The 17,337-nt window shown below is 62.3% G+C and carries 13 protein-coding genes and 1 riboswitch; of the genes, 9 read left to right on the top strand and 4 right to left on the bottom strand.

Translation table 11 applies throughout. The features are described from left to right. The first annotated feature begins 29 nt into the window (after positions 1-29). The 9 genes from B5F90_RS04310 (at position 30) to B5F90_RS04270 (ending at position 12,153) form a co-directional block, all read left to right on the top strand. Positions 30-740 (top strand): hypothetical protein, encoded by a 711-nt coding sequence (locus tag B5F90_RS04310; protein WP_087361547.1) that lies wholly within the window; start codon positions 30-32, stop codon positions 738-740. A 160-nt stretch (positions 741-900) separates the two neighbouring features. Next, the gene (locus tag B5F90_RS04305) at positions 901-1,218 is read left to right on the top strand and encodes a hypothetical protein (protein WP_087361545.1); all 318 of its coding nucleotides are present in this window, start codon (positions 901-903) and stop codon (positions 1,216-1,218) included. Positions 1,219-1,405: 187 nt separating this feature from the next. Then, entirely contained in the window at positions 1,406-2,008 is a 603-nt protein-coding gene (locus B5F90_RS04300) for a DUF3575 domain-containing protein (RefSeq protein ID WP_087361543.1), read from the top strand. Beyond that, the gene (locus B5F90_RS04295) at positions 2,005-3,303 is read left to right on the top strand and encodes a hypothetical protein (RefSeq protein ID WP_162607745.1); all 1,299 of its coding nucleotides are present in this window, start codon (positions 2,005-2,007) and stop codon (positions 3,301-3,303) included. Before B5F90_RS04300 ends, B5F90_RS04295 begins: the two co-directional genes overlap by 4 nt. A 125-nt stretch (positions 3,304-3,428) precedes the next feature. Next, positions 3,429-4,496, top strand: coding sequence for a hypothetical protein (locus B5F90_RS04290; protein WP_162607744.1), 1,068 nt, complete (start codon positions 3,429-3,431; stop codon positions 4,494-4,496). A 100-nt stretch (positions 4,497-4,596) separates the two neighbouring features. After that, complete coding sequence (locus B5F90_RS04285; protein WP_158699719.1) at positions 4,597-5,568, top strand: FimB/Mfa2 family fimbrial subunit; 972 nt, start codon at positions 4,597-4,599, stop codon at positions 5,566-5,568. 36 nt (positions 5,569-5,604) lie between these two features. Then, the gene (locus B5F90_RS04280; protein ID WP_143256099.1) at positions 5,605-6,993 is read left to right on the top strand and encodes a hypothetical protein; all 1,389 of its coding nucleotides are present in this window, start codon (positions 5,605-5,607) and stop codon (positions 6,991-6,993) included. Positions 6,994-7,009: 16 nt separating this feature from the next. Beyond that, positions 7,010-9,349, top strand: coding sequence for a DUF1566 domain-containing protein (locus B5F90_RS04275; RefSeq protein ID WP_143256098.1), 2,340 nt, complete (start codon positions 7,010-7,012; stop codon positions 9,347-9,349). Between the two features lie 20 nt (positions 9,350-9,369). Then, entirely contained in the window at positions 9,370-12,153 is a 2,784-nt protein-coding gene (locus tag B5F90_RS04270; protein ID WP_087361530.1) for a hypothetical protein, read from the top strand. 175 nt (positions 12,154-12,328) lie between these two features. Here the strand turns inward: B5F90_RS04270 and crcB are convergent, their stop codons facing one another. The 4 genes from crcB to B5F90_RS04250 all read right to left on the bottom strand — a co-directional run bounded on the left by crcB (position 12,329) and on the right by B5F90_RS04250 (position 17,314). After that, positions 12,329-12,706 carry a fluoride efflux transporter CrcB gene (gene crcB, locus B5F90_RS04265; protein ID WP_087361528.1) on the bottom strand — a complete coding sequence of 126 codons (378 nt, stop codon included), beginning with the start codon at positions 12,704-12,706 and terminating at the stop codon, positions 12,329-12,331. A gap of 117 nt (positions 12,707-12,823) precedes the next feature. Next, positions 12,824-12,894: riboswitch (Fluoride riboswitch) on the bottom strand. 651 nt (positions 12,895-13,545) lie between these two features. Beyond that, positions 13,546-14,274 (bottom strand): polyprenol monophosphomannose synthase, encoded by a 729-nt coding sequence (locus tag B5F90_RS04260; RefSeq protein ID WP_087361526.1) that lies wholly within the window; start codon positions 14,272-14,274, stop codon positions 13,546-13,548. Positions 14,275-14,564: 290 nt separating this feature from the next. Beyond that, positions 14,565-15,248 carry a DNA alkylation repair protein gene (locus B5F90_RS04255; protein WP_087361524.1) on the bottom strand — a complete coding sequence of 228 codons (684 nt, stop codon included), beginning with the start codon at positions 15,246-15,248 and terminating at the stop codon, positions 14,565-14,567. After that, positions 15,245-17,314: a TonB-dependent receptor gene (locus B5F90_RS04250; protein WP_087361522.1), complete on the bottom strand. Its 2,070-nt coding sequence runs from the start codon at positions 17,312-17,314 to the stop codon at positions 15,245-15,247. Before B5F90_RS04250 ends, B5F90_RS04255 begins: the two co-directional genes overlap by 4 nt. Positions 17,315-17,337 lie beyond the last annotated feature (23 nt).

Below are 17,337 nucleotides of genomic sequence, written 5' to 3'. Positions count from 1 at the left end.
ATCGGACGAAATGGAACTTTTTCGTGGCTATGTTCGCAAAGGTATTTTACTCCATAGCTCATTTTGTCTTTATTCTGCATCTGCTTTTTGCCTGCGTGTTGTGGCTTCGCGCCCGCGGGAATGTGAAGATGCAGGCGCTTGCGCTGCTCATGGCGCTTCTGGCGGCCTTCTTTCTGCTCAAGCTGTGGGCTTTCGGCCTTGTGCTGCATCCGCTCGATTTGCGCCCGGCGCTCATGAGCGGATATGTCACCATGGTACTCTGCATGGTGCCCCGAATCTGGTTTACCTCGCCCCGGACCGTGTTCCGGAATTCGGTGAGCGTCCTTCTGCCAGGGCTCTTCCCGCTGTTTCTCTATCTGATAGCCCGTCTGTCGGGGGTGCAGTTTCATGAATTGGAGTTCGACGTTTCGCTGTGGAGCGTGCTTTCGCGCCCCGACGTCTGGCTGCGTCTGTTGATGTTTCTGCCGATTCCCTGGTATGCCATCCGGTCGTTCCGGATTCTGTGTCGTGTAGCCGTCGAGAAGCACTCGGCCTGTGCACGGGTCTATGCGGTGGGGTGCCTTGGGTTCATTCCCGCATACCTCTTTGTCTTTCTCGACGGTTCGATGCCTTCGCAGCTCGGCGTGCAGCTCTACTTCCTGCTTTTCGACAGTGTGCTGGTCTATCTGGTGCTTTTCGGCGTGCACGAATGCTTCGGGGCGGAAAAATTCCCCCCCCCCGGGCGTAAATACCTCTTTTGAGTCTGTAACGGATTCTTTGTCAGCTGATTGTGCGGACGGATGCGGGCCGCTTCCAGCCTCTGAATCCGCCTCTGAAACGGGAGCTGACACCCCCGTGCAGCCCGGAGCCGTTCCGGAGCCCAAATCGATAAGTCCGCTCTATGCGCGTCTGGAGAGTTACATGCAGCACGACGAACCGTGGCGGAATCCCGAACTCACGCTGGCCGATGTCGTTTCAATGCTCTATACCAACCGCACTTCGCTGGCCCAGGCAATCCGTGAGGCCGGGTATGCCGGCTTCAAGGAGTATGTCGGCTACTACCGCATCCGGGAGTTCAAACGTCTGGTCGGATTGGGCAGGGTTGAGTCTCTCGAGCAGGGCTTTCGAGCCGTAGGTTTCCGGTCCAAAACCACGGCTTTCCGCAATTTCTCCCGCTTCGAAGAGATGACCCCCATGGAGTATGTCCGCCGCCATTCTCCGGTCGCTGTCAGAGAGTAGTTTTTTGTCTTTTTGGAATCACCTTGTTTTTACGGTACCATTTTGGCCTTTTTACTGCTAAAATGGAACCAAATCATTGTCGTTTTTCCTCTGAATTGAGTAAACGGATTTATAATTTTGCCCTCACGAAAGTACCTCCGATAGAACGTTGTTCCATCGGGGGCAGCTAACTTTTCGAAAAGGGTATATGAAAAAAATTCTGTCCATTTTCCTTTTTGCGGTGTTATGCGGCGGGCTTCACGCGGTGAAGGCCCAGCAGACGGAGCGCTCTACGCGCGTGGAGAAGGTGGCCGTTAAAACCAATTTGCTTTATTGGGCGACGACGACTCCCAATGCCGGATTTGAGTTCGGGCTCGGAAAGAAAACGACGCTCGACATTTCGGGTGGATACAACCCCTGGACGCTCAACAGCGACAAAAACCGCAAGGTGAAGCACTTCCTGGTCAAGCCGGAGTTCCGCTACTGGCTCTGCGAACGCTTTCAGGGACACTTCTTCGGCGTACATGCCGGTTACGGCGAATATAATATAAGTGCGGTGCACATTCCGCTCATCAATACCTCGGGCGACAACCGCTATCAGGGCTGGGGCGCCGGCGTGGGTATCTCCTACGGCTATTCCTGGATTCTGGGCCGCCGCTGGAACCTCGAGGCGACCATCGGCGTGGGGTATGTCTATTTCGACTACAAGCGTTACGACTGCGTGACCTGCGGACCGTTCCGCGAGGCGGGCACCAAGCACTATTTCGGACCGACGAAGCTCGGCATTTCGTTAATTTACATGATTAAGTGATGAAGACGCTCAAGTATGCCATCGGTGCGGCATGGGTGCTCCTTCCCCTGCTTGCCTGGAGCCAGAACCGGGTTGAGCTCTCCGAGCAGCGGATTGAGCGCAACCGCCAGCAGATTACCGTACGTTTCACGGTGGAGTCCGACAAGCGGACCCCCGCCCGCAACTTCAAGACGGTGCTTTCGCCCTATCTGTTCGACGGCGACGATACGCTCCGTCTGCCCGAAGCCGAGGTGGTCGGCCATCGCCGGATGCTCCGCGACCGTCAGGAGCGGCTGCTCCGCGGCGAGCGCGGCGAGGCGCCCGATGCCAACCGCGTCGAGGCGGGCGAGGAGTTGGTCTACAGCTGCACGGTCCCCTACGAGCGGTGGATGAAGGATTTGTCGCTCGGCGTAGGCCAGCGCTGCGAGGGGTGCGGTGAAAGCACGCCGCTGGGTCGTCAGGTCGAACTGGCCGACGTGAAGGTCTACGAGGAGCCCGACCCCGCCATGCCGTTCGAGGCGCGTCGTGCCCCGCAGTTGAAGGAGGCCAACCGCCGCTGGCTCTTTTCGAAGCGCGACATGGTCATCCACTACGAGGTGGCCAGCACCTCTATCGACGTCGACGCCTTCGACAATGCCGCAACGCTCGAGGAGATTATGGCGGCGCTGAATACGGTGCTCGACGACCCCGACCGTCGGCTGAACCGAATCGAGCTGTCGGGATACGCCTCGCCCGAGGGTCGTCTGCAGCTTAACATCGAGTTGAGCCAGGGACGTGCCGAAGCGCTGCGCGACTACCTGATGCAGCAGCTTCCGGAGCTGAAGCGCGAGAATTTCGAGCTCATCAACGGCGCCATCAACTGGGAGGGGCTGCGCCGCAAGGTCGAGGCCTCCGACATGCAGTACCGCGACGAGGTGCTCGACATCATCGACAACGTGCCGGCCGAGAAGGGGCGCAACCACCAGCTGATGGGGTTGCGTGCGGGCAATCCCTACCGCTACATGATGAAGCACTTCTTCCCCGAGCTGCGCAACGCCTGCTACATTTCGGTCTACTACGACGTGCTGGAGGATACGGCTGCCGACACCATCAACCGTGCCATGGCGCTCATCCGCGAGGGCCGCTATGCCGAGGCGCGCGAGATGCTGCGTGAGGTGGAGTCCGACCCGCGGGCCTTCAACGCCATCGGCGTGAGCCTGATGATGCAGCAGCAGGAAGAGAAGGCGCGCGAGTGGTTCTCCCGTGCCCTTGCCGAGGGCGACCCCGCCGAGGCGGAGCTGGTGCGTGAGAATCTGAAGCAAATCGAAAACTATTGACAAGACCTGAGCCTCCCCGGCCGAAAGGTGTGGAACACATGCCGGCCATCGGCCGCGAAGGGGGATGCAAGCCTGCAGTAAACCAAACAAACAATAATTTACAACAACCTTTAATTTATCAAGTTATGAAGAAAATTTTATTCGGAATCATGGCTGTTGCCATGATGGCTTCCTGCTCCAGCGAGGAGAACGTCGGTGGCGAGCCGGGAACGGGTGAAGTGAAGAAGGTCTCGATTGTCGTGAAGAACGCGGCTCTGACGCGTGCCTTCGCCGACGCTGAGGATACGCCGGTTGCCAACAACCTGAAGTTCATCTTCACTACGTCGAGCGGCGTGATTACTGAGGACTTTGACGAGGCTTCGACCAAGGCTTCTTATGGCCCCTATGAGGTTTCGACCAGCGCTCAGAAGCTCTACGTTGTAGCCAACGCCCAGGGCGTAGCCGAGATTACGGCCACCAAGGGTGCGAACATCAGCACCGTTGAGGGAACGCTCTTCTCGCTCGAGAACCAGACCATCGCAGGCGCCATCCTCTATGGCTCGAACACGACGGCCTTCGAGCTTGACCCCGACGCCGGTGCCAACCACTACAAGACCTCGGTTCAGATTGCTCCGAGCGTAGCCCGCATCCAGATTGCCAAGGTCTCGTCGAAGCCTGCTCAGGGCGACGCCATCGTTGCCGGTGACGTGAAGGGCTTCACGCTCAAGGGCATCTATGTAGACCACTACTACCAGAACGCCACCATCGCAGGTGAGGGTGATACGATGATTGACCTCGACTGGTCGACCACGCCGACGTTCACGGATTACATGTGCACCGAGTTCACGCCCGCAACCACGGCTCAGCTTCAGGGTGTCAATGCAGAGGTTGCTCCCGAGGGCCACACCTACTGGGACTATGCCGTAGCAGCCGGTGAGGCTTCGCACATCGTGCTCCACCTCGAGACGGTTACCCGTCGCAACGTGCTCGATACCGACGACATCACGGAGAACAACCAGTATGTCGAGGTGCTGACCTTCAACAAGTCGGGTGACCCTGTGACCAACTTCGAGCCGGGTACGATTTACCGCATCAGCAACATCCAGTTCTCGACCGACAACCTGACCCCGCAGCCGGGTATCGAGGCCAAGTACGTTACGGCTACCGTTGAGGTGCTGAAGTGGAACGTCGAGGAGATTACTCCCGAGTTGTAGTCCATCCTTTCTGCCTGTGTCATACGGGGTGCGGAGCGGCGAGCTCCGCTCCGCACCCTTTTTCAAAAAAAGCTTCACATTAAGATTCGCACGAATGTCAATGAGATGTAAAATAACCGGACTCGCCCTGACGCTGCTGCTGTCGGGTGCGGCGGGGTGCATCAGGGAGGACCTTTCGGGCTGCCGCCCCGGGGTCGGCGTGGTGTACGAATATTCGTTGAACAGCGAGCAGGAGAACCTCTTCGGCTCCGAGGTCGACAAGGTGACGACCTACGCCTTCGACGAGAATGGAATATTCGTCGGTTCATACTCCGACGCGGGCGAACATCTGACCAACGACTACCGGATGGTGCTGCCGCTGCCCGACGGCGTCTATACGCTCGTGGTGTGGGCCGGACCTCTGGGTGACTACATCGTGGGGGACAACTCCACGTCCGATTTCTCCGCACCGGAGGCCGGTGTGACCCGAATCGAGAATTTCATGTTGAAATACCGCGTCGACGGTGAGCCTGCCGTGGACTCCGACGTGGATGATTTGTACCACGGCATCATCACAGGGGTGGTCTCCGACTATACGCGGAGCAACACCTATACCGTGTCGCTGACCAAGAATACGAGTGACGTGCGTGTCACGCTGGTCGATACGACACCCGGAAATACGACCGACGGTTCTGCCGCAGGTCGGGCTGACGACCGGTTCGAGGTCTACTGCACCTCGGCCAACGGACGCTACAACGCCGACAATACGCTGGGGGATGGAGCCCTCACTCTGACATATACTCCCTACGACCGCACCGATGCGGGGCAGGAGAGCCGGCAGACGATGTCGATGCTTCGACTGATGGCCGACCGCTCGTGCCAGTCCATGCTGGTGGTGCACGACAAGGAGCAGAATACCGATATCTACCGCAAGTCGCTCATCGAAGCCATCATGGAGAATCCCGCGCTTGCGACCCAGGAGGACCTCGACCGTGAGGACCTGTTCGACTTCCGTATCAAGCTGGAGATGAACGTGGTCGCCGAGGTGTGGATTAACGGCTGGAAAATCGTCGATATCACTCCCGACCTTTGACGCGGGAGCGTTGGAACCTGCTAACATGCGTATGTCATGAAACATGCATTGAAAATAGGAATATGGCTGCTTGCGGCTCTCACGGTCTTTTCGTGCCAGAAGGAGCGCGGTGCCGGTGCCGTGGGCGAGCGCGACCTCTTCGTCTCGCTCGACACGCGTGCGGCCGACGAGAACGTGGCGCAGAACGACAACCTGTTCCGGAGCCTGGTCTTCTACTTCTTCACCGACGACGGCACCAACAGCAAGACCGTCTTTAGGAGCTTTACCCCCGGACGGGATACCTACGAGGAGGTCTTCCGTCTGCCTGTCGAGGCGACGCGCGCGGTGGTCATCGCCAACTACGAGGACAGCGACCTGGAGCGCACGCTCTCGCTGACGATGAACTACGACGAGCTGACGAGCCTCGTGGCGACCAAGTTGCTTGACTTCCAGCCCGACCAGCTGCTCATGCTGGGCGAGGCCGCGGTGCCGCAGAGCGGTGCGATGAGCATCGAGCTGGTGCGTCTGGTGGCGCGCGTCGACGTGCATGTCTTCGGTACTCCGGAGCTGGTTACGGGGCGCTCGGTGAAGGTGCGCAGCGTGCAGCTGGCCGGTCAGGTGCTCAATACGACGATGCGCCCCGGTGATGCGGGCATGCCCGCCGCGCCGGTCACGCGTACCCGCACGAAGGACGAACTCGACTATACGGTCGGTGTCCGCCCCTCGGAGGTGACTGCCGCCACGGCCCCCGCCGCGCGCTTCTACTCCTTCCAGTATGTGCCCGGGACGACGGCTGCGGACGATGTTCCCGAACTGACGGTCGTGCTCGATGTCGACGGCATGGAGATGACCCGCACGTGCCGCATTGCCGATGCGGCGCACCCCGACTGCAAGCTGCTGCGCAACACCATCTACCGTGTGCTGGCCGAGGTCAAGTCGTCGGGTATTTCGGTTTCGGTCGACGTACTCGACTGGCAGACCGAGGAGTCCGACATCGAGTGGGGCGACGTCTCGACGGCGACCTTCGAATGCGGTCCGATGACCCCGCCCTCGACCGCTGACGGCGAGCTGACGGTGGTCTACGACCAGATTCCGGGCGACGCCCGCATGCAGTCCTTCGAGTTCTACATCACGGCGCCGGTTGGGGCCCTGTGGAACGCTTCGCTCACCAATTCGACCGATTTCGCCTTCTCGGACATCAACGGCGGCGTGCAGAACGGCGTCGTGGTTGCGGGCGGTCAGCCGGCCTACATCCGCGTCATGGCCACCTCGCCCTACCATCAGGTCCAGGGGGCCGACGGCTCGATGACCGACCCCTCGACGCGTCTGGTCATCTCGCTCCAGAAGGCGGGTTCGTCCGACTTCGAGGCCCTGCTGATTAACCCCGACCTGCTCTACGGCAGCACCGATGCCCACGTATACCAGATTGTCCAGAAGGAACAGTAAAGCATAGGAACGCATTATGATACGAATATACCGATATTCGATGATTCTCGCGGCCGCGGCGCTGGCCCTCACGGCCTGCTCGACGGAGGAGCCCCGGTCGCAGTGGCAGCCGGAGCGCGGACGCATCTACCTGCAGTTCCCGACCGGGGATGAGGCTACGGTCCAGGGCGAGGAGGCCGGCACCGGCTCCGAAAGCCGGGTCGAGACGGCCGACGTCTTCATCTACGACGGCGAGCAGTGCCTCCATTACGAGCGGCTCTCCATCCCCCAGAACGGCGCTCCGGTGCCTCTGAGCCAGGTACTGGCAACCGATTTCGTCGTGGGCCAGCCCTACGAGGTGCATGTGGTGGCCAACTACCGCGACGGCGAGGACGGCAACGCCTCCTTCCCCGAGGAGGAGGCCTCGTGGCCGAGCCGTTCGGAACTTGCCGAGATGGTGGCCGTGACGTCGCAGCTGACGAGCCGGACCGAGTCGACGCTCCAGTCGCTGCTCATGGAGGGCGAGACCTCCGCGCAGCTCAACGACGGCACGGGCAATCTGGTCGAGGTCACGGTGCCGCTGACGCGTGCGGCCGTGAAGGTGTGCGTCGAGGTGACCATCGGCGCCCCCGTGCGGAGCGATGATACGGCGGCGGACAACCCCGGCGGATATGTCGAGACGACGTATGCCTTCTTCGGCGGAACGCTCGGCCGTCTGCACAATGCGGCCGACCGGGTGCGCATGGTCGCCGGACACGAGCTCTCGCTTGCCGAGCTGGAGGGCCATCTGGTGACGAACGAGGCATGGACCAGCTTCGAGGTCATCGGCGACAGCCGTTCGACGCTCTCCTTCTACTGCTATCCCAACGACTGGAGCGGCGCACATACGATTGACCAGGAGACCTTTGTCAACGTCGACATTCCGATTACGGTCCGCACGCAGCGCTATACGGCGGCGGGCGAGCCGCTGGGCGAGGCCTCCGTTGAGCAGAAGTCGCACAACTACTACAAGGTGCAGCTCAACTACGGGCAGGATGCCGATGCGAACAACAAGCTGCTGCGCAACCACCTCTACCGCGTACGCGCGACGCTGCGCACGCTGGGCTCCTCAACCCCCGAGGTGCCTGTCGAGCTCGACCCGCAGTGCACGTTCGAGATTCTCGACTGGCAGAAAATCACCATCGACGTCAACCCTGACGACCTGCAGTTCCTCGTGCTCAAGCGCAATGCGCTTACGATGGCCAACACCACGCAGGATTCGGTCTACTTCATCTCGACCAGCCCGCTCGACATGGCGACGACCAAAACGCGGGTCATCGAGGCCTACTATTTCGACGATTACGGTCGGAAACAGCAGGTCGCGGCCGGCGAGTTCTACCCGACGCTGAGTCAGTCGGACGAGGCCGGATATACGGGCTATCTGAAGATTGCAAGCGCGACGCCGACCAACAACGTGCCGAAATACATCCGCATCTCGGTGGAGAACCAGCAGGGTGTGACCGATACGCTCTTTGTGGAGCAGTATCCGCTGGAGTACTTCACTTCGGAGCAGTCGTGGTACTCCTATGTGGATGACGGAACGCTGGGACAGCCCAACAGCAGCTGCTTCAGCTATGAGCAGGCCCCTACGCGCAATTCAAATGACGATGATAGAGTTTACGCCGGTTCGGGCGGCGGTTACGTAATCGGCTTCTGGGACCTGCAGTTCTTCTCGATGGTCGTCTATTCGACCAATGCAACGAATGGAGAGTCGGTAATTTATCAATATTATTACAACAATCCGATAAATGTCTGGTGGCACGATAACGACTGGAATCTCCAGTTGTATACGGACTGGAGTCTGTTTGGCGGAAAACCGGTTACGGTGAACCTGAATAATGCGCGTATCTATCACCTGTATTTGACTTCGACCAGCGGTCAGCATCGTTTGGGTATTCCCCAGACCGATTCCAATGGTTATACGGTCAATACTCCGGACAACAATCTGCTTGTCTCTCCGTCGCTGATGGTTGCCTCGCAGTTGGGTTGCACTAAAGCATGGGGCAACCGGAGCGAGGTCGAGCTGCATTGCAAACAGTATGTAGAGAAGACTGCGGCCGGAGCCGTCTACGATGACTGGCGTCTGCCTACCCGCGCCGAGATGGATGTGTTGACCTACTATCAGCGACCCGGTACGACAGCAGACCCTAACCCGAGTGTCGTGAAGCAGACCTTCCGGGCCTATTGGTACTGGTGCGCCGATGGCCCCTACGAGAATAAGTACGGAATCAGTAAATACGATTTCGGTTCGGAGAGCGGCATAGACTGGGGTGGTTACAAGACCTCGCAGAGTGAGCCCGCCGTCCGTTGCGTGCGCGACGTGAAGGCCGACAAATAACGTAAAACATCGAAAAGCGTATGAAACGTCTTTTTGCAGCGATATTCCTTCTGGCCGCAGCCTCCTTTGCGGCCTGCAGCGAGGACCCGACCCGGTCGGCGGGCGGACCGACACCGTCGGCCGACGGAACGGTCACCCTCACCGGTACCGTGACGGTGCCCGACATGACGGTCGTCCAGACGCGCAGCGTCGACAACGACGGCTGGGGCATCCAGTCGCTCTATGCCTTCTGCTTCGGCGAGGGAGGCATGTTCATCAGCCGCGTGCGGGCCGACGTCAAGACGGCCCCCCCCGTGCTGGAGGGTGAGTTCACGCTTCAGATTCCGTCGAGCACCCGCATCATCCACTTCGTGGCCAATGCCAACCTCGACAACTTCGACGATGCGCAGAACGTCGGCAGCTACGTCACCTCGGTCATTCCGCTGCTCGAGTCCACCTCGGGCAAGATGGTCTACTGGTCGGAGTACCGCCACGAGGGCGACTTCACCTCGGGCGAGAGCATCCACATCCAGATGGTGCGCAACCAGGCGCGCATCGAGGTGCGGGTCGACGAGAGCCTGGCCGGCGAGTTCGAGACCGACGGCTTCTCCATCTGCAACACCTACGCCAACGGCACCGTAGCGCCGTTCGACCCCGTGTCGCTCACCTTCGGGTGGGATGCGACGGCCGGTGACGGCTCCTATCCCAACCTCTACGTGACGCTGCCCACCAATGCCGTCAAGGCGACCGACGCCGCCGATGTCGACCACGACCAGTACCACTACATCTTCGAGGACCCCAATCCCGAGGGCGACCAGACCTACCTGATTGTCAAGGGGCGTGCCGTGGGAGCCCCCGAGTGGTCCTACTACAAGGTGCTCTTCCTGCGCGAGGACAAGACCCCGTGGCCCATCTACCGCAACATGTGGTACGAGGTGGTTATCCGCAAGTCGCTGGCCAGCTCGCCCGCCTATGCGACCTTCGCCGAGGCGAAGGAGGGTGTCCCCGTCAACGACGTCTATGTGGCCGTCTCGCCCGAGGTGCCGACCATCTCCGACGGTCAGCGCGTGCTCACGGTCGAGCGGACGACCCACCTGCTCGACGGCAGCGAGGGACGCTATACGATTGCCTACCGGTATTGCAACCTCGACGGCTCGACCACCGGGCTCACGGCCCCCTCGGTAAGCTGGCTTTCGAACGACCGTGTGGCCCAGACCGACATGGTGGTCAACAACTACGATACCCGGACGGGTGAGGGTACGGTCGAAATAGTCCCCTTTGCCGCCGGTGCCACGGCGCGTCATGCCGAGCTGAGCATCCGTGCCGGAGCGCTCTCGCGTACGGTCTCGCTGATGCTGGTCCGCCCCTTCGTCTTCACCCCCGTCTGGATTAGCTCGGGCATCAACGGCAGCGTGAGCGACCAGGATGTGACGCTGGTCTTCCAGATTCCGGAGGATTATCCCCAGGAGCTGCTGCCGCTCGAGTGCCGCATCTCGGCCAACGAGATTACGGGTACCTCCGAGACGCCGCTGCGGTTGATTTTCCAGAAGGACTACCCCGATGAGGAGTGGGGCGAGCAGACGCAGTGGCCCTACAAATACGTCTATGAGGCCCAGACGACGGGCACGCACCGGATTTACTTCCGCACGACCCGGGCCCTGAACGACAACAACAGCACCGTGCTCCTCGAGGCGGAGCATTTTGAGCCCGTGACCAAACGCCTGCGTGTGACCAACGACAGCCGGAAGCTCGAGTTCGTCGGCCTGCGCGACTATACGGCGCGCATCCAGTACGCCCTCGTACCGAAGATTGCCGGTTCGGAGCTGACGCTCCAGTTCCGCTTCGTCTCCGAGACGGGCGCCGCCGTGACCGGCGACCCCGGAACCACGGTGCGCATCTATACCAACAACCTCGACCCGGCCGAAGGTCAGACCGGCATGGAGGAGATGGAGAGCGACCCCGAGATGGAGGCCAACGGCCGCTACCTGCGCTATACGCCCCAGGCTTCGGACCGGGATGGCGAGGGTGTCTATACGCTTCGCTTCCGGACCCGTGTGGCCGTAAGCGACGAGCCGATTCGCATTGCCGACGAGCAGACGCAGTATGCCTCGGCGACGATGGAGCTTGCGACCTACGGCTACTTCCCCTTCCACTTCGACGTGCGGGGCGAGGATGGCACGCAGATGATTCCCTATGGCCCGGGCGTGCCCGTGACCGTCAGCTTCGATACGAGCGGTTTCACCTCCGAAACCACCGAGTTCATCTCGCCGGGCAATGCGCAGTACACCTGCTTCATCGCTACCCGAAACCTCGAGCCCGACCCGGCCTATGGCGACCAGGGGCTCACGGCCGTGAACGAGACGGGGCGTGTCGGCTACGAATATCTGGTTACGGCATCGACGCAGCATACGTTCCACTTCGTGACGAAGGAGATTGTGAGCGGCGAGACGGTGAGCATCTCCTCCGACGAGACCATCTCGTTCACCTCCGAGAGCGTGACGCTGACCAACCGGCCCATCGAGGGCGTCATGAGCTACGGCGAGACCTCGAATCCCGGCGATGCGACCGTGCAGCCGGTTGAGGAGGATGCCTTCGTCACCATCGAACGTACGGACGGTACGCGCATCGGCTACTTTACGGTGGGCGCCGACGGACGCTATACGCTGACGCTGCGCGGCGAGTATGATTTCGAGTGGAAGACGGCCAACCTGACGATTCTCTATTCGCCGCTCAACAGCTCGGAGCGCTACGGCGCCGTCACCTCGCTCGAGGCGCTCTTCGCCTCGCCCGACCTCGTGCTGAGCAAGAACTGGACGATTCAATAGAGGTTCCGGAAGGCGGCTGCGGCGGTCCGGTGTGGCCGGACGCGCCTGCGGTGCCCCGGAGCATCAACTGCCGATAAGAGCGGAGAGCCATCCCGAAAGGGGTGGCTCTCCTTTTGTCGTTTTGTGGGGCAGGGGCCGAGCGTGTCGGCCGCCGGTGTGGCTGCGCCGCGCGGGGTCAGAAGACCCGGACGAGCAGATGGCCCAGGTGGGCGGCCAGCATGCCCAGGGCGAAGCTCAGCAGGGCGTAGCCTGCGAAGTGGAGGAACTGCTGCCCGCCCAGCAGGGCGTAGTTCTCGTGGATGAAGGTCGAGAAGGTGGTGAATCCGCCGCAGAAGCCCACCGTGAGGAAGAGCCTCAGCTCGGCGTTGAGCAGGTTCCCCCGTTCGAAGAGACCGTAGAGCAGCCCGATGGCCAGGCAGCCGGCGACGTTGACCGCCAGCGTCCCCCACGGAAAGCCCGAGGCGGCGTGGCTCTGGATGAGCCGCGAAAGAAGGTAGCGTGCAATACCGCCGGCAAAACTTCCGGCACCGATGAAAAAGAGGGTCTTTACCATAGCGTGAAGTGTCTGAAGGGCTCCGTGCGGCGGGTTTTGCCGCACGTCCGGGCCGACCAATCTGTTGTGAATTTATGAACCGCCATAACGACTGCCTGGGTGGAGCGTGTGCTCCACGTTTATGCAGGTATCATCAGCACATCCCGAACGGGCGGCGGTTTGAGGCAGATACCATTGCCTTTGCGGCTGCAAAGATACCGCTTCGGCGTGAAAAAACGAATTTTTCCCGGCTAAATCTTCCGCATTGCGTGCCGAGGGAGACAGTTCGGCCGGGAGGAGTCGGTCGAAACCGCCGGGAGGGGTATTTCCCAGAGTGGCCGAGCGGCTGGGTGGCCGAGCGGCTGGGTGGCCGAGCGGCTGAGCGGCTGAGCGGGGAGTTCGGGGCGTTAGAAAGGCGGAGCCGTGGACCGGAGAGCGGTTATAAGGCAGGGGGCATAGGGATGGCAGATGGAGCGGCGGACGGACGGGTGACGGAGTGGCTGTGAAGTCAGGAGGCCGGGCGGCGGGCAGGGCGACAGACCGGGTCGTACCGCAGGGCTGGAACGGCGGGCGGCCGGATGGGCGGCGAGGAGAGAACGGCCGGGGGCAGAAAAGACCGGGCGACAGACGGGGCGGCGTGGCAAGGCAGGATAGCGTGGTTGTGTGGCCGCGCGTCAAGGCAGGGTAGGAAGGACAGGAAGAAGAGGACGGTCGGATGGCAGGGCCGGGCGACAGACGGGGCAATGTGGCAAGGTAAGGTAGCGTGGTTGTGTGGCCGCGCGTCAAGGCAGGGTAGGAATGGGCGGCAAGGAGAGAACGGCCGGAGGGGCAAAAAAGGCCGTGCGGCGGCCGACCCGCAGTCATGCCCGGCCGGCACGGCCGCGGATGCGGCGGAAGGGGAGGCCGAGCACGCCGAAGAGTGCCTCGCCGAAGATGCCGCTGCTCATCTTCGAAGAGCCGCGGCGCCGTTCGGTGAAGATAATCGGCACCTCGCAGAGCCGCATGCCCAGCTTCCAGGCCGTATACTTCATCTCAATCTGGAACCCGTAGCCCTTCATGCGGATGGCGTGCAGGTCGATGGCCTCCAGCGCCCGGCGCGAGTAGCAGACGAAGCCCGCCGTGGCGTCGTGGAGCGGAAGCCCGGTGACCAGGCGCACGTATTTCGAGGCGAAGTAGGACATCAGCAGCCGCGACATCGGCCAGTTGACGACATTGACCCCCTCGACGTAGCGCGAGCCCACCACCACGTCGCCCCCTTGCTCGGCTGCCCGGCAGAGGCGCACCAAATCGTCGGGATTGTGCGAAAAGTCGCAGTCCATCTCGCAGATGAGGTCGAAGCCGCGGCTCAGCCCCCACTCGAAACCGGTCAGGTAGGCCGTGCCGAGCCCCTGCTTGCCGCTCCGCTCGATGAGGTGCAGCCGCTCGGGGAACTCCTTCTGACGGCGGCGCACGATGGCGGCCGTGCCGTCGGGCGAGCCGTCGTCGATGACCAGCAGCTCGAAGGGCTCGCTCAGCGAGAAGACCTTGTCAATCATTGCGGAGATGTTCTCCCGCTCGTTGTAGGTCGGTATGATAACCAGTTTGCGCATGGGCTGTGCGGCGTTTTCCGTGTGATGCGGCCGCGACGTTTCGACCGCGATTTTACAAAGATAGCATTTTTTTGCAGAAGTGGAGCACCTCGGCCCGTTTTCTCCACGCTTGCGCCGGAATCGGTGCCGGGATGGGCCTCAGCGTCCTGTGCCCCGGGCGGACTTTTCTGCGTTTTGCTACTCCAGTCCGGCCCGGTCCTGCATCCCGGTGCCGTCCGTTCCATCTGCCCGCGTCGGCGGTCCGAAGTTCCGGCACACCTTGCCTGTCCGGCCCCTCCGCCCGGCGGACGCTACGGGTGGTGCAGCGTCCCGAGCCGCCGGATTTCGGCCCGCTGCTCAGGTGTGGTGCGACGCGACTCGAGGATTTTGCGCAGGCTCATCCGAAAGCTCCATGCGGGCAGTCCCGACTCCCCGGCAAGCCAGGCCCCGGTCCGCTCCGGGTCGGCGGCGTAGCAGACCGAGACGGCCCAGGCGACCGCCATGCGGGCGTAGTAGCCCTCGTGGCGGACGCTGCCCAGATGACGGAGCAGCGCGTCGAGGTGCTCCCCGTCGGTGAAGTTGTTGAGCCCCGTCACGGCGGCGAAGCGGACCTCGTACTCGCCGTCGGCGAGGAACAGCGGCTCGATGAAGTGCCACATGGGTTCGCGCTCGGCAGGGCGGAGCCGCCGGCAGAAGCTGTCGCAGAGGCTCCAGTTGTCGATTTTGGGCAGATGTGCCGCCGTGAGGCTCAGAAACTCGTCGACCGGACAGGGCGCATAGCCGATGACCATCCCCTGCAGCATCCGCTCCTCGAAGTAGTACTCCTCCGCACTGCGGAGGTATGCGCGCCAGTCGCCCCGCACGATTTCGCGGGCCAGCCGCCGCAGCGCGGGGAGCCGCACGCCGATGATGTGTTCGACGCCGGGCAGCAGCGAGGCGCTGAAGTCGCGGTAGGCGGGTTCGCCCAGCGCAAGGAGCCGTTCGCGGATGTTCATTGTTTTTTGCCGAATTTGGGGGTGATGCCGATGAAGAAGGAGTAGTTGAGCCGCGGCATGGGGCGCCCCATCACCGTCTCGTACTCCTCGTTGAAGAGGTTGTTGATGCACCCCTTGAGCGTGAAGTCGGCCCAGCGGCACGAGAGCAGCCTCTCGAGCGCCACGTCGCTCATGAAGTAGGGGGGCACGTAGCCCAGATGGTCGCGGTCGTTGCTCGACATGGTGTAGCGGGTGCTGTACCAGCACCATTTGTAGCTCAGCACCCAACGGCGCCACTGAAGCCGGGCCGTGAAGGCGGCCGAGTGCTCGGGGATGTAGACCAGCTGCTTGCCCACCGACTCGTCGGCTGGACTGAAGGGGTCGCCCCGGTTGATGGAGCGTGTCCAGGCGTAGTTGCCGTCGAAGCGCAGGCTCCAGCGGCGCCCCAGCTCGGCGCGGGCGTCCACCTTCAGCTCGAGGCCGTAGCTGTGGACCCGCTTGACGTTGACCGGGGTGTAGATGCCCGACTTGGCGCCGTCGCTCAGCCAGAGTATCCAGTCGTCGATTTCCGAGTCGAAGAAGGTGAGCGACCCCTTGAGCGAGCGGCTCGGGCCGCCGAGCGAGAACTCGCCCCCCGCATCGAAGGTCCACCCCTGCTCGGGGCGCAGGTCGGGATTGCCGCCCGGCTGGAAGTAGAGGTCGTTGAGCGTCGGGTAGCGGTAGTTGCGCGCCGCCGAGGCCTTCAGCACGACGTTGCCCCGCTTCGAGGCGAGCCAGTCGACGAAGAGCGCCGGTATGAGCGGCGTCGTGCGGTCGCCGTAGAGCTCTTCGCGCAGGTTGAGCGCCACGCCCAGCCGCGGTACGGGGCGCCACTTCACGGCGGCGAATCCCGACAGCTCGAAGCGCGAGCGGTCGTCGAGCTGTCGGACATACTCGCCCGTCGTGTTGTCGATGAGCGAGAAGTCGCCGCTGTTGACCATGTGCTGCGAGGCCGTGACGTCGAGCGTGAAGAGCCACTTCTCCCGCAGGGCGTATTCGGCTCCGGCGCGGGCGAAGAGCGAATGGACGTAGCTGCGCGAGTCGGTCATCGTGAGGAAGTTGCCCTGCCCCTCGGGGTCCTGCAGCCGCTCATAGCGCAGGTCGGTGTAGGTGTAGCCCGCCCGCAGGTCGAGCTTCAGGCCGTTTGCGAGCCGCTCCCAGCCTGCCGTGGCGCGCAGCGTCCGCTCGTCCTGCAGGTCCTTCTTCGACTTCTCGTCGTTGCGGTCCGAGCTGAGCAGCGGCAGGCCCCGGTGCGAATCGAGGTACCAGGCGGCAATCGAGAGGCGGCTGCCGTCGCCGAAGGTGTGGTAGAGCTCCTGCAGCAGGTGGATGTCGCGGAAGCCGCCGTTGCGGTTGCGGCGGAGCGGGTAGCTCGTGCCGACGATGTTGCCGTCGGCGTCGGTCTCGAACTCCTTGGTGTGGTAGTTCCGGTAGAGGAAGTCGTTCTCGGAGGTGCTGCACAGCAGGCGCGTCGAGGCGCTCCACCGCGCTCCCGTGTAGCTCAGGTGGAGAAACTCGTCGAAGGTGGTGAAGGAGCCGATGCCCTGGATGTAGCGCATGTGGAATCCCTCCTCGTCGCCGGGGCGCGTGGCCAGCGTGATGGCGCCGCCCAGCCCGCCTCCGGTGGTGCCCACCGAGCTGGCGCCGTGGTAGAGCGTGGCGTTGTCGATGAAGTAGGCGGGGATGAGCGAGAAGTCGACCTGGCCGAAGAGCGGCGAGTTGATTTTCATGCCGTTCCACGTCACCTGCGTGTGCGAGGGCGAGGTGCCCCGGAACGAGGCGGTGGCCAGCGTCGCGCGGCCGTACGACTTGATGAAGATTGTCGAGCCGGAGGTCAGTGCGTCGGCCAGCGACGAGGAGATGTTGTCGCGCAGGACGATGCTGTCGAGCTTCGTGCGCTGGACGCCTATCTCCTTCATCGGGCGCGTGCCGGTGATTTCGACCCGTTCGATGTCGCGCACGTAGAGCGAGTCCTCCGGCGCGGCGGCCCGAGCTGCGGGTCGGAGGGCGGCCAGAAGCGCAATCGAGAGAAGCAGGCGGCGGGACATCGTACGGCGGGGCGTTGCGGGTG

The organism is Alistipes sp. An31A, assembly GCF_002159425.1.
GTDB lineage: Bacteria > Bacteroidota > Bacteroidia > Bacteroidales > Rikenellaceae > Alistipes > Alistipes excrementigallinarum.
This window is presented reverse-complemented; position numbering and strand designations above follow the sequence as displayed.

What these genes read in the sequence shown, in the direction of transcription:
- B5F90_RS04310 (WP_087361547.1), top strand. Translation starts at nt 30, where the DNA reads ATGTTCGCAAAGGTATTTTACTCCATAGCTCATTTTGTCTTTATTCTG.
- B5F90_RS04305 (WP_087361545.1), top strand. Translation starts at nt 901, where the DNA reads ATGCAGCACGACGAACCGTGGCGGAATCCCGAACTCACGCTGGCCGAT.
- B5F90_RS04300 (WP_087361543.1), top strand. Translation starts at nt 1,406, where the DNA reads ATGAAAAAAATTCTGTCCATTTTCCTTTTTGCGGTGTTATGCGGCGGG.
- B5F90_RS04290 (WP_162607744.1), top strand. Translation starts at nt 3,429, where the DNA reads ATGAAGAAAATTTTATTCGGAATCATGGCTGTTGCCATGATGGCTTCC.
- B5F90_RS04285 (WP_158699719.1), top strand. Translation starts at nt 4,597, where the DNA reads ATGAGATGTAAAATAACCGGACTCGCCCTGACGCTGCTGCTGTCGGGT.
- B5F90_RS04280 (WP_143256099.1), top strand. Translation starts at nt 5,605, where the DNA reads ATGAAACATGCATTGAAAATAGGAATATGGCTGCTTGCGGCTCTCACG.
- B5F90_RS04275 (WP_143256098.1), top strand. Translation starts at nt 7,010, where the DNA reads ATGATACGAATATACCGATATTCGATGATTCTCGCGGCCGCGGCGCTG.
- B5F90_RS04270 (WP_087361530.1), top strand. Translation starts at nt 9,370, where the DNA reads ATGAAACGTCTTTTTGCAGCGATATTCCTTCTGGCCGCAGCCTCCTTT.
- crcB (WP_087361528.1), bottom strand. Translation starts at nt 12,706, where the DNA reads ATGGTAAAGACCCTCTTTTTCATCGGTGCCGGAAGTTTTGCCGGCGGT.
- B5F90_RS04260 (WP_087361526.1), bottom strand. Translation starts at nt 14,274, where the DNA reads ATGCGCAAACTGGTTATCATACCGACCTACAACGAGCGGGAGAACATC.
- B5F90_RS04255 (WP_087361524.1), bottom strand. Translation starts at nt 15,248, where the DNA reads ATGAACATCCGCGAACGGCTCCTTGCGCTGGGCGAACCCGCCTACCGC.
- B5F90_RS04250 (WP_087361522.1), bottom strand. Translation starts at nt 17,314, where the DNA reads ATGTCCCGCCGCCTGCTTCTCTCGATTGCGCTTCTGGCCGCCCTCCGA.